This is a genomic window from Nocardia sp. NPDC056000, from assembly GCF_042269265.1.
Taxonomy (GTDB): domain Bacteria; phylum Actinomycetota; class Actinomycetes; order Mycobacteriales; family Mycobacteriaceae; genus Nocardia.
In genome coordinates, this window is sequence record NZ_JBHJXS010000014.1 from 1 (window position 1) to 18,148 (window position 18,148).

Annotated in this window: 13 protein-coding genes; 5 read left to right on the forward strand and 8 right to left on the reverse strand. The window is 68.1% G+C overall.

All coding sequences use genetic code 11. The features are described 5' to 3' along the window. Window positions 1–138 precede the first annotated feature (138 nt). The 5 genes from ACFC4D_RS35225 to ACFC4D_RS35245 form a co-directional block, all read right to left on the reverse strand. Window positions 139–3,477 carry a translation initiation factor IF-2 N-terminal domain-containing protein gene (locus ACFC4D_RS35225; protein WP_376069815.1) on the reverse strand — a complete coding sequence of 1,113 codons (3,339 nt, stop codon included), beginning with the start codon at window positions 3,475–3,477 and terminating at the stop codon, window positions 139–141. Between the two features lie 409 nt (window positions 3,478–3,886). Beyond that, window positions 3,887–4,303 carry a nucleoside-diphosphate kinase gene (ndk, locus tag ACFC4D_RS35230; protein ID WP_376069818.1) on the reverse strand — a complete coding sequence of 139 codons (417 nt, stop codon included), beginning with the start codon at window positions 4,301–4,303 and terminating at the stop codon, window positions 3,887–3,889. A 60-nt stretch (window positions 4,304–4,363) separates the two neighbouring features. Beyond that, the gene (locus ACFC4D_RS35235) at window positions 4,364–4,771 is read right to left on the reverse strand and encodes a DUF4233 domain-containing protein (protein ID WP_376069821.1); all 408 of its coding nucleotides are present in this window, start codon (window positions 4,769–4,771) and stop codon (window positions 4,364–4,366) included. Continuing rightward, window positions 4,768–6,138: a folylpolyglutamate synthase/dihydrofolate synthase family protein gene (locus ACFC4D_RS35240; RefSeq protein ID WP_364632725.1), complete on the reverse strand. Its 1,371-nt coding sequence runs from the start codon at window positions 6,136–6,138 to the stop codon at window positions 4,768–4,770. The genes ACFC4D_RS35235 and ACFC4D_RS35240 overlap by 4 nt, the downstream gene beginning before the upstream one ends. Before the next feature lie 65 nt (window positions 6,139–6,203). Continuing rightward, window positions 6,204–8,897: a valine--tRNA ligase gene (locus ACFC4D_RS35245; protein WP_376069824.1), complete on the reverse strand. Its 2,694-nt coding sequence runs from the start codon at window positions 8,895–8,897 to the stop codon at window positions 6,204–6,206. 431 nt (window positions 8,898–9,328) lie between these two features. On the opposite strand from ACFC4D_RS35245, the gene ACFC4D_RS35250 reads away from it, so the two are divergent. After that, a complete protein-coding gene (locus tag ACFC4D_RS35250; RefSeq protein ID WP_376069827.1) occupies window positions 9,329–10,120 on the forward strand; it encodes an alpha/beta fold hydrolase in 792 nt (263 codons plus the stop codon). Between the two features lie 48 nt (window positions 10,121–10,168). Here the strand turns inward: ACFC4D_RS35250 and ACFC4D_RS35255 are convergent, their stop codons facing one another. Further along, on the reverse strand, window positions 10,169–10,957 hold the full coding sequence (locus tag ACFC4D_RS35255) for a helix-turn-helix domain-containing protein (RefSeq protein ID WP_375955271.1): 789 nt from the start codon (window positions 10,955–10,957) through the stop codon (window positions 10,169–10,171). Between the two features lie 237 nt (window positions 10,958–11,194). On the opposite strand from ACFC4D_RS35255, the gene ACFC4D_RS35260 reads away from it, so the two are divergent. From ACFC4D_RS35260 to ACFC4D_RS35275, 4 genes are all read left to right on the forward strand, one after another. After that, window positions 11,195–12,418: a 2-deoxy-scyllo-inosose synthase gene (locus ACFC4D_RS35260; protein WP_376069829.1), complete on the forward strand. Its 1,224-nt coding sequence runs from the start codon at window positions 11,195–11,197 to the stop codon at window positions 12,416–12,418. 2 nt (window positions 12,419–12,420) lie between these two features. After that, entirely contained in the window at window positions 12,421–13,719 is a 1,299-nt protein-coding gene (locus ACFC4D_RS35265) for a DegT/DnrJ/EryC1/StrS family aminotransferase (protein WP_376069832.1), read from the forward strand. After that, window positions 13,716–14,858, forward strand: a complete 1,143-nt coding sequence (locus ACFC4D_RS35270; protein WP_376069835.1) for a cytochrome P450 — start codon at window positions 13,716–13,718, stop codon at window positions 14,856–14,858. The genes ACFC4D_RS35265 and ACFC4D_RS35270 overlap by 4 nt, the downstream gene beginning before the upstream one ends. A 142-nt stretch (window positions 14,859–15,000) precedes the next feature. Beyond that, the gene (locus ACFC4D_RS35275; RefSeq protein WP_375955278.1) at window positions 15,001–15,618 is read left to right on the forward strand and encodes an AAA family ATPase; all 618 of its coding nucleotides are present in this window, start codon (window positions 15,001–15,003) and stop codon (window positions 15,616–15,618) included. A 7-nt stretch (window positions 15,619–15,625) separates the two neighbouring features. On the opposite strand, the gene ACFC4D_RS35280 is transcribed toward ACFC4D_RS35275, so the two are convergent. Both ACFC4D_RS35280 and ACFC4D_RS35285 read right to left on the reverse strand, forming a co-directional pair. Beyond that, window positions 15,626–16,552 carry a diacylglycerol kinase family protein gene (locus ACFC4D_RS35280; protein ID WP_376069837.1) on the reverse strand — a complete coding sequence of 309 codons (927 nt, stop codon included), beginning with the start codon at window positions 16,550–16,552 and terminating at the stop codon, window positions 15,626–15,628. Beyond that, window positions 16,549–18,126 carry an FAD-binding oxidoreductase gene (locus tag ACFC4D_RS35285; RefSeq protein ID WP_376070392.1) on the reverse strand — a complete coding sequence of 526 codons (1,578 nt, stop codon included), beginning with the start codon at window positions 18,124–18,126 and terminating at the stop codon, window positions 16,549–16,551. Before ACFC4D_RS35285 ends, ACFC4D_RS35280 begins: the two co-directional genes overlap by 4 nt. Between the last annotated feature and the right edge of the window lie 22 nt (window positions 18,127–18,148).

The following is an 18,148-nucleotide window of genomic DNA, read 5'->3' on the forward strand; positions in this document are numbered from 1 at the left end:
GCCCCCACGTTTAATAACCCCTCTCTTTTCGTGGGCTGCGTATTTGTTTTATATCACACTGGTGGGGGCCCCCGGACGGGTGGGGCCCCCGCCTTACCACGGGGGGGCCAACCTCGACTCGATGTCAGAGCTCTGACGTCAGTTCTCGCCCTCCGGGGCGCCCGCGGGGCGTCCGGCGGCACGACGGCGCGGGCGGGCCCGCGGCGTCACCTCCACCGGCGTCAGATCCGCGAGGGACAGGCTCGGTGTCTGCGGCTGATCCGCGCTGGAGAGCACGAATACCGCGCCCTCACTGGCGGAGGCGGGAGCGGTGACCGCACGCGCCACCCGGCGGCGTCCGGCCCGGCGACCGGGCTCGGCCGAAACCTTCTCGGTCACCTCCGGTGCGGCGACCGCCAGCTTCGGCTCGACGGCCGACTTCGGCTCGGCGACAACCGGATCCGGGGTCGGCGAGGACTCGGCGGCCTGGGCCTGCTCCACCAGTACGGCGGCTTCGGCGGCGGCCTCGATGGCCTCCTCCTCCACCACCGCGTCCGCGGCGGAGGTCAGCACCTCGGATTCGATTGCGTGCGAAGCGGTATCGGCCGCATGCGCGGCGGTGCCGTTCGTCGACGCCTTCGCCGTAGTGGTCTCGTCAGCGGTGCTCGCACCGGCATTGGCGGCGGCGACCGCTTCCGCACCCGCTACCGCGGCATCGGCCAGCGCCTGCTGCGCGTAGGCGACCTCATCGGCGACATCGTGCTGTTCGTCGTCGTGGCCCTCGGCGTGATGGAGATCATCGTCGTGGTGCGCGGCCATGGCGAGCGCGACCGGATGAGCCCGCTTGGCGGCGGCCTTCTCCTTGTTCTCGCGCGGCTCCTCGACGACCACCGGGGCGGCCTCGACAACGGCCGGAGCCTCGGGCGCGGCGTTGCCACGGTCCTTGCGGCGGCGGCGCGAACCCTCGCGACGACCCACGCCCTCCTCGGCCGGAGCCGATTCGACCGGGTAGTTGTGCACGATCAGGCCGCGGCCGTGGCAGTGCTCACAGGTGGTGGAGAACGCCTCGACCAGGCCGGTGCCCAGCTTCTTACGGGTCATCTGGACCAGGCCCAGCGAGGTGACCTCGGAGACCTGATGGCGCGTGCGATCGCGGCCCAGGGCCTCGGTCAGCCTGCGCAGCACCAGATCCCGATTCGACTCAAGGACCATATCGATGAAGTCGACGACGATCATGCCGCCGATATCGCGCAACCGCATCTGGCGCACGATCTCCTCGGCCGCCTCCAGGTTGTTGCGGGTGACGGTCTCTTCCAGGTTCGAGCCGCCCGCACCGGTGAACTTGCCGGTGTTGACGTCGACCACGGTCATGGCCTCGGTGCGGTCGATCACCAGGGTGCCGCCCGAGGGCAGCCACACCTTGCGATCCAGGGCCTTGGCCAACTGCTCGTCGATGCGCAGGCTGCCGAACACGTCGACATTCTGATGTTCGTACTTCTCCACGCGGACAAGCAGATCCGGGGCGACGGTGCGGACGTAGTTCTCCACCGTGGTCCAGGCGCGCTCACCCTCGATGATCAACTTGGAGAAGTCCTCGTTGAACAGATCGCGAACCACCTTGACCAGCAGGTCGGGCTCTTCGTACAGCGTCTTGGGCGCACCCGAACCCTGCTTGGACTGCTCCTCGATGGTGCGCCAGGTCTGCTGCAGGCGTTCCACATCGCGGGCCAGTTCGGGCTCGCTGACACCCTCGGACGCGGTGCGGATGATGACACCGGCATCCTGCGGGACGATATCGCGCAGGATCTCCTTGAGCCGCTTGCGCTCGGTATCGGGCAGCTTGCGCGAGATACCGGTCGAGGTACCGCCCGGCACGTACACCAGGAAGCGACCGGCCAGGCTGATCTGCGTGGTCAGGCGTGCGCCCTTATGGCCCACCGGATCCTTGGAGACCTGCACCAGCACGGTGTCACCCGGCTTGAGCGCCTGCTCGATCTTGCGTTCCTTACCGCCGAGACCGGCGGCCTCCCAGTTCACCTCGCCCGCGTACAGCACGCCATTGCGGCCGCGGCCGATATCGACGAAGGCGGCCTCCATGGACGGCAGCACGTTCTGCACCTTGCCCAGGTAGACATTGCCCACCATGGACGCCGAACCGGTGCTGGTCACGAAGTGCTCGACCAGAATGCTGTCCTCGAGCACCGCCACCTGCGTGGTGGAACTCGGATGATCGGGGAAGTGCTTGTCGCGCACCACCATTACCCGGTCCACCGATTCGCGGCGGGCCAGGAATTCGGATTCGGTCAGGATCGGCGGGCGACGGCGACCGGCCTCGCGACCGTCCCGGCGACGCTGGCGCTTGGCCTCGAGGCGGGTCGAACCGCTGATGCCCTGGACCTCGTCCGGGTTGCTCTCCTTGGCGGCGGCGCGGCGCTTGCTGCGCGGCTCACGCTCGTGCACAACGGTGTTCGGCGGATCGTCGTCCGCCACCTCGGGCTCGTTATCGGTGTCCTCGCCACCCTTGCGGCGACGACGGCGACGGCGACGACGGCTGCTCGAACCCTCGGGCACGGCCGAATCATCGGCGTCGTCCTCGGAATCGTCGGCTTCGGCCTCGGCGTCCGCGCGGATCTGATCCTCGATCTCGGGATCGATCTCGCCGTTCTCGTCATCGGGATGCTGTTCGCCGCGACCCCGGCCGCGACCGCGACGACCGCGACGGCGACGCCGGGACGCGCCGTCACCGCGCTCCTGGCGGGTGCCGTCGTCCTCCCAGTCCTGCTCGTCGTCGCCCTCGTCGGAGGCGGTGTCCTCGGCCGCCTTCTCCTCGGCGACCTTGGTCTTGTCCTCGGCGCGGACCTTGTCCTCGCGCGGGGCGTCCTCGCGGGCCTGCTGTTCGCGGGGGGCTTCCTCGCGCGGCTTGTCCTCGGTCCTGGGCTTGCGCTCGGACCGGATCTTGCGGCGGGTCTCCTCGGCGGCGGCGAGATCCGGCGACAGGAAGAGCGGCGCGGCCACGGGCGCGGACGGCTGATACACGATCGGCTCGTCGACCGGCAGTTCCGGCTGCTGGAACGGGCTGGTGAAAAGTTTGGGGGCGCGTTTGCGCGTAGGTGCGGCCGTTTCGGCGGGTGCGGCGATCTCGGGCTGGGAGATCGCGGCCTCGGCGGCTTCCACCTCTTCGGCGGCCAGTTCGTCGGCGGCCAGCTCATCACCGGCGATGATGGCGGCGTCGACGGTGGCGGGCGGTTCGACCGAGCGCGGGCCGAAGGCGTCGCGGACGGTTTCGGCGACCGTGCGGTCCAGACTCGATTGCGGGCTGCGCGCCTGCGCGCCCATCTCGGTCAGGTGGGCCAGGATACGTTTGCTGGTGGTTCCCAGCAGCTTCGCCAGTGCGTGCACTCGGATCCGTTCCGGCAACTGTTCGGTGGCCGGGAGGGTGTCCGCGGCCTCCCCGTCGGCGTTCACCTGTGTTGCTTCGTGCGGCTCTTTTTCGGCCACGAAATCTCCTTGGGCCCCCGGGCGCGTCCCTCCGAAGAGTGACAGAGTGACGCGGCCGACGCGGGGACACTGTCTTCGCCTCGCGTCCTGCGGGCGCGAGATCAATGGTCTGCGCGCCGCGTGCCCGTTATCACCTTGTATCTCGTCGTTCGGGCTAACTGGTCACGTGGCGCCTGGGTGTGGTTTGGCTCAACTCCACGTCACGAGCGTTCATCCAGCGTGCCTAGCCGACAACCGAGTCTTTGAAGCCGTCGGCGGCAGCGATGATCGTCCGTCGTGCCGTGGTGTCAATCAGAGGTGGCCAGCACCCACCGCACATGGCGGGCAGGGACCACTTCCGATGCCAGTATCCCACACTGCGCCGCTGCCCCCGCAGCGGCGCACGAGAGTCCCGGGAGTCGGGACCGGTTCAGAGGGTGAATTCGGGGAACCAGAGCGCGATTTCCCGCTTGGCGGATTCGGGCGCGTCCGAGCCGTGCACCAGGTTGTACTGGGTCTCCAGGGCGTAGTCGCCGCGGATGCTGCCGGTGGCGGCCTTCTCGACCGGATCGGTGCCGCCGGCGAGCTGACGGAAGGCGGCGATGGCCCGCGGGCCTTCGAGCACGGCCGCGACGACCGGGCCGGAGGTGATGAATTCGATCAGCGAGCCGAAGAACGGCTTCTCCCGGTGCTCGGCGTAGTGCGCGACGGCGATCTCCTCGGAGACGATCACCTGCTTCAGCGCCGCGATCTTCAGACCCTTGCGCTCGATGCGGGTGATGATCTCCCCGATCAGGCCGCGGGCCACGCCGTCGGGCTTGATGAGTACCAAAGTCTGCTCAGTCACGGCGCAAAGCGTATATGGCTTTTACCAGGGAGAAAATTCATGCGGGAAAAGCGACCGGATTCAGGCTTCGGACACGCGCTGGCTCGGTAGCAACCCCCCGGCGATTCGCTTTCGCACATCGGCGCGCAGGAAGAGGATGAAGAGCCAGACCGCGGCGAAGACCACGCCGATGATCAGGATCGACAGGTGGATGAAACCGCCCGCGAGCAGGGCCGCCTGGGTGGCCAGATTGAAGGACATGGCCCAGGGGCGGCGCTGTACGCCCGCACCCAGGAACATGAGCACCGCGAGGCCGACCAGGTAGAGGACGGACCACCATTTCAGGCCGCCGCCGACCATGCCGACCACGGGTAGCGCGAGCAGGACGGTGATGGCCTCGAGGACGAGGGTTCCGGCCATGACGCCCCGGAAGCCCTTCCACGGGTCGGTGCTGGGCTCCGGCACGCCCTCGGGCGCCACGTCGCTCATGCGGGATCCTTTCCGAACAGTGAACGGGCCGATCCGGCGGTGACGACCGACCCGGTGACCACGATGCCCGCTCCGGAGACCAGTTCGCCACTCTCGCCCTCTTCGGCCAGGGCGATGGCGGTTTCGATGGCGTCGGGCAGATCGTGCGCGACGGCCACCCGCTCATCGCCGAAGCGCTGTACGGCGAGGTTGGCCAGATCGTCGACGGGAAGCGCTCGGGGCGAACCGTTCTCGGTGACGACGATTTCGTCGAGGATCGGTTCCAGCGCGTCCAGGATGCCGCCCGCGTCCTTATCGCCGAGCACCGCGACCACGCCGACCAGTTTGCGGAAGTCGAATTCGCTGGTGAGCGTTGCCGCGAGGGCCTGCGCGCCATGCGGATTGTGCGCGGCGTCGATGAAGATGGTCGGCGCGCTGCGCATGCGTTCCATCCGGCCCGGACTGGCGACCGAGGCGAATCCGGCTCGCACGGCATCGATATCGAGCTGACGGGACGCGCCCGCACCGAAGAACGCCTCGACCGCGGCCAGCGCCAGCGCGGCGTTCTTGGCCTGATGCTCACCGTGCAACGGCAGGAAGATGTCGTCGTAGACGCCGCCGAGCCCCTGGAGCTCCAGCACCTGACCGCCGATGGCGACGCGGCGCGCGAGCAACCGGAATTCCGAACCCTCACGCGCGACGGCCGCGTCCATCTCGACGGCGCGGCGCAGCAGCACCTCCATGACCTCGGGCTGCTGTTCGGCGATGACGGCGACGGTATCGCGCGGCACCAGTTCGTCGGCGGGGGCCTTCTTGATGATTCCGGCCTTCTCCCCCGCGATGGAGGTGAGGTCCGGGCCCAGGAAGTCGGTGTGGTCCAAGCCGATCGGGGTGATGACCGCGACCTGTCCGTCGATCACATTGGTGGCGTCCCAGGTGCCGCCCATTCCGGTCTCGACGACCGCGACGTCCACCGGCGCTTCGGCGAAGGCCGCGTAGGCCATACCGGTGAGCACCTCGAACTTGCTCATGGCCGGGCCGCCCGCCGCCGCGGACTGCTTGTCGATCATCTCGAGGTACGGCAGCAGTTCGCGGTACAGCTCGACGTAGCGCCCGGGCGGGATGGGCGCGTTGTCGATGGCGATGCGTTCGGTGGCCAGTTGCAGGTGCGGGCTGGTGATGCGGCCGGTGCGCCGGTGCAGGGCGGTGAGCAGGGCGTCGATCATGCGGGTGACCGAGGTCTTGCCGTTGGTGCCCGCGATGTGGATTGCGGGATAACCGTGCTGGGGTGAGCCCAGCAGATCCATCAGCGTGGAGATGCGGGTGAGCGAGGGCTCGATCTTGGTTTCCGGCCAGCGCTTGTCGAGTTCGGCTTCGACCAGCGCCATTTCGGCCAGGTCCACCGGGGAGGTGGTTATCGGGCTTTCGACGTACTGGCGTTCGGGCTCGCTGTTCACTTGCCCTCCCCCAATTTCGCGATCTCGGTGAGCCGTGCGCCGATGCGCTCGACTTCGGACTGGGCGATTTCCTTGCGCGCCTTGATCTTCGCGACCACATCGTCGGGAGCCTTGGCCAGGAAGCCCTCGTTGCCGAGTTTGGCCGTGGTGGTGGCCAGATCCTTCTGTGCGGCGGCGAGATCCTTTTCGAGGCGGCGGGCCTCGGCCACCAAGTCGACGGTTCCGGAGGTGTCGATCTCGACGGTGACGGTGGCACCGCTCAATCGCACCTCGACCGAGGCGGTGGCGGCGAAGTCGTCGCCGGGCGCGGTGAGGCGGGCCAGGTTGGTGACCTCGGCCTGCTGGGCCAGCAGATCCGCGCCGTCCAGGCCGATGAGCTTGGCCGCGACCTTCTGGCTGTCGGACAGGCCCTGATCGCTGCGGAAGCGGCGGATCTCGGTGATGAGGCGCTGCGCGTCGGCGACGCGGGTGGCCGAAACCTGGTCCGCGGCAATGCCGGTGGCCTGCGGCCAGCCGGCCACGACCACGGATTCGCCGCCGGTGAGCGCGAGCCACAGCTGTTCGGTCACGAACGGGATGGCCGGATGCAGCAGGCGCAGCACCGCGTCGAGCACATTGCCGAGCACGATGCGGGTGGAGGCGGCGCGCTCCTCGGATTCGGCGAACTGCACCTTGGCCAATTCCAGGTACCAGCTGCAGAATTCGTCCCAGGCGAAGTGGTAGAGCGCTTCGCAGGCCTTGCCGAATTCGTAGCGGTCGAAGCTGGCGTCGACTTCGGCGCGCACCTCGTCGAGGCGGTCCAGGATCCACCGGTCGGTATCGGTGAGGGTGTCGCGGGCGGGCAGTTCGCCCGGCTGCGCACCGTTCATGAGCGCGAACTTGGTGGCGTTGAACAGTTTGGTGACGAAGCTGCGCGAGGCGGTCACGTGCGAGGTGCCGACGGACAGGTCGCCGCCGGGCTGTGCACCGCGCGCGAGGGTGAATCGGGTTGCGTCCGCGCCGTATTCGTCGATCCAGTCCAGCGGGTCGATGCCGTTGCCGCGCGACTTGGACATCTTCTTGCCGTGTTCGTCGCGGACCAGGCCGTGCAGGAACACGTCCTGGAAGGGGACCTGCTTCTGATCGGCGGGCTTGCCGGTGGTGAGCGCCTCGTCCTCGGAGACGTACATGCCGAACATCATCATCCGGGCGACCCAGAAGAACAGGATGTCGTAGCCGGTGACGAGCACGCTGGTGGGATAGAACTTCTCGAGTTCGGCGGTGGAGTCCGGCCAGCCCATGGTGGAGAAGGGCCACAGTCCCGAGGAGAACCAGGTGTCGAGCACGTCCGGGTCCTGCACATAGCCCTCGGGGGCCTGCTCGTCCGGTCCGACGCAGACGATCTCACCGGCGGGGCCGTACCAGATCGGGATGCGGTGACCCCACCACAGCTGCCGGGAGATGTTCCAGTCGTGCATATTGTCGACCCAGTCGAACCAGCGCGGTTCCTGGCTGGCCGGGTGGATCTTCACATCGCCGTTGCGCACGGCGTCGCCGGCGGCCTTGGCGATGCCCTCGACCTTGACCCACCACTGCATGGACAGGCGCGGTTCGATGGGTTCGCCGGAGCGTTCGGAGTGGCCGACCTGATGCTTGTACGGGTACTTGCGCCCGACCACGCGGCCTTCGGCCTCGAGGCGTTCGCGGATCTTGAGCCGGGCCTCGAAGCGGTCCATACCGTCGAATTCGGTTCCGCTGTCGGCGATCTTGCCGGTCTTGTCCATGATGGTCGGCATCGGCAGGTTGTGCCGCAGGCCGAGCTCGAAGTCATTGGGGTCGTGCGCGGGGGTGATCTTGACTGCGCCGGAACCGAATTCGGGGTCGACGTAATCGTCGGCGACGATCGGGATCTGGCGGTCGGTGATGGGGTGGTAGACGGTGGTGCCGATGAGGGCTTTGTACCGCTCGTCATCCGGGTGCACCGCGACCGCGGTATCGCCGAGCATGGTCTCCACGCGGGTGGTGGCCACGATCACATGCGGTTCATCGTCGTTGAGCGAGCCGTAGCGCAGCGACACCAGTTCGCCGTCGACCTCCTTGTGGTCGACCTCGAGGTCGGAGATACCGGTCTCGAGCACCGGCGACCAGTTCACCAGTCGTTCGGCGCGGTAGATCAGGCCCGCGTCGTAGAGGCGTTTGAAGATGGTCTGCACGGCGCGGGAGAGCCCGTCGTCCATGGTGAAGCGGTCGCGGCTCCAGTCGACGCCGTCGCCGAGGCGGCGCATCTGGCCCTGGATCGCGCCGCCGGATTCGCGCTTCCAATCCCAGACCTTGTCGATGAAGAGTTCGCGGCCGAAGTCTTCCTTGGTCTTACCGTCGACGGCGAGCTGCTTCTCCACCACGGACTGGGTGGCGATACCGGCGTGGTCCATGCCCGGCAGCCACAGCACCTCATATCCCTGCATGCGCTTGCGGCGGGTGAGCAGGTCCATCAGGGTGTGGTCGAGGGCGTGGCCCATGTGCAGGGTGCCGGTCACATTCGGCGGGGGCAGCACGATCGAGTAGGCGGGCTTGGCGCTGTTCGCGTCGGCGGAGAAGTAACCAGCGGCTACCCAGCGCTCGTACAGGTCGGCCTCTACCTCACTGGGGTTCCAGCTTTTGGGGAGGGCATCGGCACGATTACGCGGGTTCTCAGAGGCTGTGCTGGTCACCGTGCGATTCTAATTGAGGGCCCGGCAGGGCTTGACAGCGCCGCTGCGTGGCGTCCCGACCCGGACGGCGCAGGAGTAGAACCCCGGACAGCCGAAGGGCGAGACCTTCGGCGGATGAGGGACACCGAAGGCCTCGCCTTCGAGAGCAAGCCTACCGCCGTTTCGGCCGGGACCTCGGATTCCATAAGCAATTCTCAGGTTCTGACCCAAATGGGCCAGGGTAGGCCACAATTCGTTGCAACTGCGTTGCGTGCGCCGCATGGCCTTCGCTACCCGCAGGGATGCTGCGTACGCGGGTGGAGGCATTCGGGGCAAGACCCGAATATCACTGGCGGCCAGCGGTTTTCGCATGTCAGCGAGGTGAGTGACTGCATTACATTTCACACTCGGAGTCGGGCTTGCGCGTCGGAGGACTGTCGTAAGGTCCGAAGATGCCGTTCGTAGCTCGCGGGGGAGCGAAGATCCATTACACCGATACGGGAGGGAACGGACCGCCGGTCCTGTTGGGGCACAGCTTCTTCATGGACGAGGAGAGCTTCGCGCCACAACAGCGCGCACTCGCCGCGCACTACCGCGTGGTGTGCGTCGATTCGCGCGGGCACGGGCTGTCCGAGGACGACGGAACACCATTCAGTTACTGGGATCTGGCGCGCGATACCTGGGCGGTGGCCGATCAGCTCGGCATCGAGCGCGCGGTGGTCGGCGGGGTCGGGCACGGGGCGTTCACCGCGGTCCGGATGGCGCTGCTGGCCCGGCCGCGATCGCGGGGAGTGATCGCGATCGGTTCCACCGCCGATGCCATGCCCGCGCGCCGCAAACCCGGATACCGCGAGGTCCTGGACGCCTGGGCCGGGAGCGCGCCGCTGACCCCGATCATCAAAATGGTGTCCGCGCTCACCGTGGGCGGCACCGATGACGATAAACAGCCGTGGCGCGATAAATGGCTGGCCGGGGATCGCACCCGGCTGCGACTCTCGGCGGACTGCCTGATCAACCGGGATTCGGTGCTCGGGTTGCTCGGCGAGATCACCTGTCCGGCAATCGTTTTGCGCGGCGTCGGGGATCAGACCGCCGATGCGGACGAGGTGCTGCGCATGGCCCGGGCCTTCGGCGTGCCGACGACGGTGCACACCATCGCCGGTGCCGCCATGTCCCCGAACCTCACCCACGCCGACGAGGTGAACACCCTGCTGCGCGAATTTCTCGACGGGCTGCCGGAGTAATCACGCGATCGTGAACCGAGACTCGCGCGCACCGGCCCGGCGGAGTGATCACGCGGCGCCGACCAGACCTATGAAGAGCTGGTGGGCGAATTTCGGGGTGGTGCTGCGGTAGCGCTGCACGATGACGTCGAAGACGGTGGCGGTTTCCGGATTGCGCAGGCGGAATTGGGATTCGGGGCGGCCGATGCGCACGTGCGCGTCCTCCCAGAGGCGGCGGAAGTCGGCGTGCTCGCCGAGTTCGGCCAGCAGTGACTCGATTTCGTCGCGATCGGCGGCATCGGCGGCGTAGGCGCGGAAACGGCCGACCATGAGGCGCGCCTCCTGTTCCCATTCCTCTATCACTATGCGGGCGCGCGGATCGGTGAAGAGCCAGCGCAGCACGTGACCGCCCCGGCCGAGGCCCGGGAAGGCCGCGTCGAAGGCACTGTTGCAGTCGACCACGCGCCAGCCCTCGTCCAGGGCGGCGGCCAGATGCGGGAGCAGGGCGTCCAGGGTGGTGCGGACGGTGCCCGCGGCAATGCTGTTGGGCCGCAGCGATTCCGGGATCGGTGGGGTGGGCCGCTGCTGCGCCAGGTGGTAGAGGTGCACGCGTTCGGCGGAGTCCAGGCAGAGCACATTCGCGAGCGAATCCAGAATGGCCGGACCGGGATTGAGCGCCTCGCCCTGTTCGATCTTGGCGATATAGCCGAGGCTGGCGTGGGTGGCCTCGGCGAGTTGTTTGCGGGTCAGTCCGGCCGGATGCGCGGAGGTGGGCCCGCTGCGCCGCTCCCGAATGAACTCGGCCAGGGTGGGAGCGCGCAGATCCGCGGCCTCTACCGCGATGTCATTGTCGGACAACAGTTCTCCGCTCTCTCCTGCCCCCGGATCGCACCCTACCGGGCCGGGCCGCACTCCCCCAGCCCTGGAAGAGTCCCGCGCTACCCCTGCCAGTGGCACCCGGGCAAGCGGGTGTCCCGGCGAGTGGTACCGGGGCGCGGGGCACATCCTGACTGGGGTATCCCAGCGGTTGCCGAGCCGCGCGCCGCGCGCCGATATTTGCCTGTGGGGCAGGCGAGACCGGGCAGGAGTGAGACCATGGGCATCACATCGCGCGCCATTTCGATCGGCGCGGAATCGTATTCGTATTCCTTCGGCGAGGACTGCCTCGCGGATATAGCCGAGGGGATTGCCGGATTACAGGCGGACACACTCGTTTTCGTCACCGACGATACGGTGCTCGGGTTGTATCGGCCGATTATCGAGCGCCTGTCCGGCAGCACCCCGGCGATTGTGCTCAGTCATCGGGCGGGCGAATCCATGAAGACGCTGGCCTGTCTCACCGATCATCTGGAGCGGGCCCTGCGCGCGGGGGCGACCCGGCGTTCGGTGGTGGTGGCGTTCGGTGGTGGCGTGCCCGGAAATCTGGCCGGGCTCATGGCGAATCTGCTGTTCCGGGGCGTGCGGCTGGTGCATGTGCCGACCACCACCATCGCCGCGATGGATTCGGTGCTGTCGCTGAAACAGGCGATCAACAGTCCGGTGGGCAAGAATCACCTGGGCACCTATTACGCGCCGACGGCCGTGTACGCGGAGGTGGGACTGTTCGCGACACTGCCGTTGGACGAATTGCGTTCCGGCTATTGTGAAATGGCGAAGAATTGCCTGGCCATTCGCCCCGCGGCGCTGGACCGGCTGCGGGCGATCATCGCGGCCGACGAATTGGCCGCGCCCGCCGCGCTCACCTGGCTGCTGGATGCCAGTATCGAGGCCAAATCCGCTGTCACGCGTAACGATACGCATGAGCGGCACTCCGGGTTGGTGCTCGAATACGGGCACACCGTCGGGCACGCCATTGAAATCTGCGATCACCGGGTACGCGGATCGGCCGGAATAGCGCACGGCACGGCGATAGCGGTCGGAATGCTGGTGGCGGCGCACATCTCGCACGCACGCGGCTGGCTCGGCGATGACGAGGTGAGCGCGCACTACGAGATCATCACCGGACTGGGTGTGGAACCGTGCCTGCCGCGGACGGTTTCGGTGGCGGATGTGCTCGCGGTGGCGCAGGACGACAATAAGAAGGGCTATCTGGAAGCGCGGCCGGAATCACTGCCGTTCGTGCTGCTGCGCGGGCTCGGCCGCCCCGCCATGACCGGTGACCTTCCGCTGGTGCATGTTTCGATCCAGGAGATTCGCGAGGCGCTGGAGGTGATCGTCCAGCCCTCCCCCGCCGCGTCGATGGCCCGGAGACGATTGACCGCCGCCGCGATACCGGCGGCGCATGGATCTGCCCGCCGCACACGGCATCAGGGCGTCTGATCATGCTCGCGATACACGGCGGCGCACCGGTGCGCGGGGCGCGGGACTGGCCGGTATGGCCGCAGTACGACGTCCGCACCGAGACCGAACTGCTTGCCGCACTGCGGTCTTCGCGCTGGTCGGTGAGCTGGTACGCACCCGGGGGCGGGAAGTCCCGGGAGCGGCTCTTCGGAGAGGCGTTCGCGCGCTACAACGGCGCGGCATACGGGGTGAGCGTTGATCACGGCTCCAGCGCGCTGGTCATCGCGCTGGAGGCACTGGGCGTCGGCCCGGGTGACGAGGTCATCGTGCCCGCGCTGACCTGGGTGGCCCCGGCCACGGCTGTTTTGCGGGTCGGCGCGCTGCCCGTGCTGGTGGATGTGGATCCCGAAACCGGTTGTCTGGCTGTCGATCAGGTGCGGGCCGGGTGGTCCGCGCGCACCCGGGCGGTGATCGCGGTTCATCTGGCGTGCACGGTCGCGCCGATCGTGGAGTTGTCCGAGCTGACCCGGGCGGCGGGTGCCGGGCTCATCGAGGATTGTTCGCAAGCGCACGGTGCGCGCTGGGATGGGCGCGCGGTCGGCACCTTCGGCGATATCGGGGTGTTCAGCCTCGGCGCGGCCAAATCCCTGGCGGCGGGTGAGGCCGGTGCCGCCATCACCGATAGCCCCGAGCTGTATCGGCGCATGCTCATGCTGCGCGCCGATTCCCGGGGCTACACCGAGGACGCGCCCGCACCCGGCGAATACGAACTGGTCGAGCTCGGCGAGATCATGGGCGGTAACTACTGCATGTCCGAGCTCACGGCCGGGGTGCTGCTCGATCAGCTGCCGCGGCTCGATGTTCAGCACGCACGGCGCGAGATTCGGGCGGCGGAACTCGAGGACGGTCTGACCCGGATACCCGGCCTGTCCTCGATTCCCGTTCCCGCGCAGGTGGATCGGCGCGCGATCTACGAGTACGGCATCCGATTCGCACCGGGGACATTCGGTGGGGCATCCGTCGACCGGATCGCGGCCGCACTATCCGCCGAGCTGGGCACCAAGGTCTACCCGCCGCGCGTCCCGCTGCCCAGTGGCAATCTGCTACGGGCACATACCAAACCGCGCTTCGCCCGGCTCTGGGACGCGGTGCGCGCCACCGGCCGGGATTTCTCCGGTGCGCACGACTACCGCGATCACACCCTGCTCATGCATCACAGCGTGTTGCTCGGTGAGCGCACCGATATCGACGACATACTCACCGCCCTGGCGAAGGTCCGCAAAGCCTCCGGATCGCTCACGGACGCGGATTCCCCAGCACTGAAAGGCATTTCGGCATGACGCTTTCCGACCCGCCGCTCTCCGAGGTCCCGTCGCCGGGTTGTCCGGTCGCCGGGATGAGCGCGACGCGGACGCCGACCGGGGATCCGGCGTGGCTCGCGACCGGGTATCACCTGGTGCGGGAGTTGTTCGCGGAGCCGAATCTGGGGCGTTCGCACCCGAATCCCGAAACCGCCTCGCGGATGGGCGAATCCGCGTTCTTCGGCGGTCCGGTGGGGAACTTCGCCAGTGAGCGCGCCGATCATCTGCGGATGAAATCGATTCTGCAGCCGCATTTCTCGGTGCGGCGGATGCGGGAGTTCCAGCCGCGGGTGGAGGCCATCACCGCGCGGCTGCTCGATGAGATGGCGGCACAGGGTTCGTCGGCGGATCTGCACACCGCGCTGGCGCTGCCGCTGCCGCTGCTGGTGATCTGCGAATTGCTCGGGGTGCCCTATGACGACCGGGATCGGTTCCGGGAGTGGGTGACCGCGGTCGGCGATGTGCGGGATCGGGCGAAGGTCGAATGGGGCGTGGCAGAGCTGTTCGAGTACTGCCGGAAGTCGGTGGAGCGCAAGCGTCGTGATCCCGGCGATGACGTCACCTCGCGGCTGTGCGCCGATCCGGAATTGACGGAGGAGGAGATCGCCACCTTCGCCATGATGCTGCTGTTCGCGGGGCATGAGACCTCGGTGGTGCATATCGGTGTCGGGGTGCTCATGCTGCTGGCCGATCCGGAACTGTGGCGCACACTGCACGACAATCCGGCGCTATTGCCTTCCGCCACCGAGGAACTGCTGCGCGCCTGCGAGCCGACGAATCTGCCGCGCTATGCCCGCACCGATCTGGACATCGACGGGGTGCGGGTAGCCGCCGGGGATCTGGTGCTGCTCGGACTCACCTCGGCCAATCACGATCCCACGGTCTTCCCCGAGCCGAGCCGGGTGGATTTCACCCGCCAGCAGGGCACGCACTTCACCTTCGGATACGGCGCGCGCTACTGCATCGGCGCACCGCTGGCCCGGATCGAATTACACACCGCCTTCGGGCAATTGGTTTCACGATTCCCGGATATGCGGCTCGCGGTGGACAAGCAGACCCTGATCATGCGCGACGATGTCTTCACCGGCGGCCTGCGCACCCTGCCGGTGCGGTGGTGACCCCGCGATGGCTCTTCGGGAAAAATCAGGGGAAATCCCGGTTGTCCGAATGGTGTCCGTTACCGATGCTTGAAGGGTGAATCCCCCGCTGGAACCCGCCTTACAGGCCGATAACGACCCTCCGTATCCGAGGCCGCGCACGATGACGCCCCATCGGGTGCACGATCTGCGCGGCCATGCCATTCGCGAATTGCGTTATCCCGCAAGTGCCGCCGTGATCTTCACCGGTGTGCCGGGTGCGGGTAAGAGCACCGCCCTGCGAAAACTGTTCGGCGACTACCCCGATGCGGTCGAGCCCGCGCTGAGTCCGGTGGGCGCACTGCTGGTGGATTCGCATCAGTCGCGCAAATGGTGGCAGCGCCGGTTGCGCGCGGTGCCGTATCCGCTGCTGCTGCCGATCGTGCACCTCACGCACTACCTGCGGATTCGCACCGCGCTGCGGCGCGCGGACGGACCGGTGATCATTCACGACTGCGGTACCCGGAACTGGGTGCGGCGCTTGGTCGCGGCGTGGGCGCGCGGTGTGGGCCGCCCCGTGCACCTGGTCATGATCGATGCCTCCGCCGAACTGGCGCGGGCCGGTCAGGTCTCCCGCGGCCGCACCGTGAGCCAGCTCAGCTTCCAATGGCATTGCATGCGCTGGCAGCGGCTGATGGACCGGGCGGGCGCGGGCGTGAAGCCGGATCCCGCGCCCGAATCGGTGGTCATCCTGGATCGCGCGGCCGTCACCGAACTGGCCGAGGTGTCCTTCCCGGCCTGAATTCGGTTCAGGGGACCAGGATCTCCAGCGCACCCGGATGTGCGATGAAGGTGGCGGGGAGCATGCCCGCCGGATCGCCGTCCGCGGTCGCGGGCGCGTCCGGGGCGGTGAGGGTGAAGCGCGCGGCGGTGTACTGGGTGGTGGCCGGATGCTCGATGCGCTTACCCGCCGACAGCGCGGGCAGCAGGCGCAGCAGATCCCGGCGCGGCATGGCTCCGACGACCGTGAGATTGAGCAGGCCGTCATCGATGACCGCGTCGGGGGTGATGAGCATGCCGCCGCCGTAGGTGCGGGTATTGCCGACCGCGACCATGATGGCGTCCTGTTCGATCACGGTGCCGTCCGGATGATCCGGTGAGCCGTGCAATTCGATGCGATACGGCACCGCGAGCTTGCCCACCAGCTCCAGCAGGGCGGCCACGGTATAGCGCAGCGGACCCTTGGGCCAGGTCATTCGGTTGGCGCGCAAGGTGACTCGGGCGTCGAGGCCGGTGCCGGTGACGGTCGCGAACCACATCGGGCGCGCGGCGGCCTCGGCCTGCACGGTGCCCAGGTCGATGACGCGGGTCTTACCGCCCAGCACCACATCGACCGCGGCGGCCGTCTCGTCCGGGATGGCGACCTCGCGGGCCAGATCGTTGCCGGTGCCGCCGGGCACCAGCCCGAGCGGGACACCGGTGCCGACCAGCGCCTGCAACACCACGCAGGTCAGGCCGTCACCGCCCGCCGCCACCACGGCATCGGGCCGGGCGGCCGGATCGGCGAGCGCGGCGCGCACCCGGTTCTCGGTATCGGTCGCGGAATCACCGCTGATCTCGATGACCTGGATGCCGTGTTCGGCGAACAGGTTGGCGGCGGCGATCCCGACCTGCACGCCTTTACCGTGACCCGACAGCGGATTGGTCACCAGCAGTACGGAGCGAATCTCTCTCACGGAATGAGCTTCCCAGGGTTCATGATTCCGGCGGGGTCCACGGCATTCTTCACCGCGCGCAGCACCTGGACGCCGAGATCGCCGATTTCGGCGGTCATCCACGGGCGGTGATCCGCGCCGACGGCGTGGTGGTGGGTGATGGTGCCCGAGGCGGCGACGATGGCATCGCCGACCGCGTGTTTGGCCGCGGCCCACTGCGCGATCGGATCATCGGCCTGCTTCGCCACGATGGTGAAGTAGAGCGACGCACCGGTCGGATAGGTGTGCGAGATGTGGCACATGACCAGGGCGGGCGCGCCCTGCGCGGTGAGCGAATCGGTCAGCGCGGCGGTGACTTTCGCCTTCAGGTTCGCGAGATTGGACCAGTTGGTTGCGGTTTCGAGGGTCTCGCACAGAATTCCGGCGTCCAGCAGGGCATCTCGCAGATAGGGAGCGGCGAAGCGGCCGTGCTCCCATTCGCGGGCCGGATTCTCACCGAGCGCGGTGCCACCGGCGGCGGTGAGCAGATCCGTCGCTTCGGCGCTGCGGGCCGCGACATGCGCCGCGGTGCCCTCGAAGGTGGTGACGGCCAGGCAGCCGCCGACGGGTGCGCCGCCGATATCCCCGGCGCGAGCCAGGTTCAGGCCGGTCTCGGCCTCATCGGACAGCCGCATCACGGTGGGTGCCGCGCCCGCCTGGATGACAGTGCGCAGCGCGTTCGCGCCGGTGGCGAAGTCCGGGAAGGACCACGCCTGGTACGCGGTGGTTTCCGGGACGGGATGCACGCGCAGGGTGACGCCGGTGATGATGCCGAGGGTGCCCTCGGAACCGGAGAAGAGTTCGCGCAGATCGGGTCCGGCGGCCGAGGCGGGGGCCCGGCCCAGATCGAGACCGCCCGCGGGCGTGGCGATTCGGAGCCGCTGGATCATATCGTCGAAGCGGCCGTAGCCGGCCGACGCCTGACCAGAGGAACGCGTGGCCGCGAAGCCGCCGATGGTGGCGTATTCGAAGCTCTGCGGATAGTGGCCGAGCGAAAGTCCGTGCTCGGCAAGGAGTTCCTCGGCGCGCGGACCGGTCAGGCCCGCGCCCAGGGTGGCGGTGCCGCTGATCGGATCCACCTCGGTGATGGTGTCCAGGCGGCGCAGGTCCAAGGCGATGACCGCGCCGAAAATGCCTCGGGCCGGGTCCAATCCGCCGACGACGCTGGTGCCGCCGCCGAAGGGAACCACGGCGATGCCGCTGCCGGAACAGTATTCGAGCAGGGCGGTGACCTCGTCGTGGTCGGCGGGGAAGACGACGGCGTCGGGGGCGTCCTGCGGGGCGGTATCGCGGCGGCGCAGCAGATCGGGGGTGCTCTTGCCGCCCGCGTGCCGCAGGCGATCGCGGTGGTCGAGCGACACATTGTCCGTACCGACCACCGCGCCGAGCCCGGCTTGCTGTTCCGGGGACAGGGCCGATGCGCGCAGCGGCACGTCGCCCTCATCGCGACGGGTCGCCGGCTCACCGGATACCCCGAATACCTGCGCGAGCAGTCCCCGGATTTGTTCGGGCAACGGTTTGTGTCCGGACGGGGAGCCCCAGGCGTCCCACACCATACTCGCGCGGGCTTGCGGCGCG

Bases quoted from the DNA above. Each gene is read 5' to 3' on its own strand.
- ACFC4D_RS35285 (WP_376070392.1), bottom strand. From the start codon at position 18,126: ATGGTGTGGGACGCCTGGGGCTCCCCGTCCGGACACAAACCGTTGCCC.
- ACFC4D_RS35270 (WP_376069835.1), top strand. From the start codon at position 13,716: ATGACGCTTTCCGACCCGCCGCTCTCCGAGGTCCCGTCGCCGGGTTGT.
- ACFC4D_RS35265 (WP_376069832.1), top strand. From the start codon at position 12,421: ATGCTCGCGATACACGGCGGCGCACCGGTGCGCGGGGCGCGGGACTGG.
- ACFC4D_RS35235 (WP_376069821.1), bottom strand. From the start codon at position 4,771: ATGAGCGACGTGGCGCCCGAGGGCGTGCCGGAGCCCAGCACCGACCCG.
- ACFC4D_RS35260 (WP_376069829.1), top strand. From the start codon at position 11,195: ATGGGCATCACATCGCGCGCCATTTCGATCGGCGCGGAATCGTATTCG.
- ACFC4D_RS35240 (WP_364632725.1), bottom strand. From the start codon at position 6,138: ATGGCGCTGGTCGAAGCCGAACTCGACAAGCGCTGGCCGGAAACCAAG.
- ACFC4D_RS35275 (WP_375955278.1), top strand. From the start codon at position 15,001: ATGACGCCCCATCGGGTGCACGATCTGCGCGGCCATGCCATTCGCGAA.
- ACFC4D_RS35250 (WP_376069827.1), top strand. From the start codon at position 9,329: ATGCCGTTCGTAGCTCGCGGGGGAGCGAAGATCCATTACACCGATACG.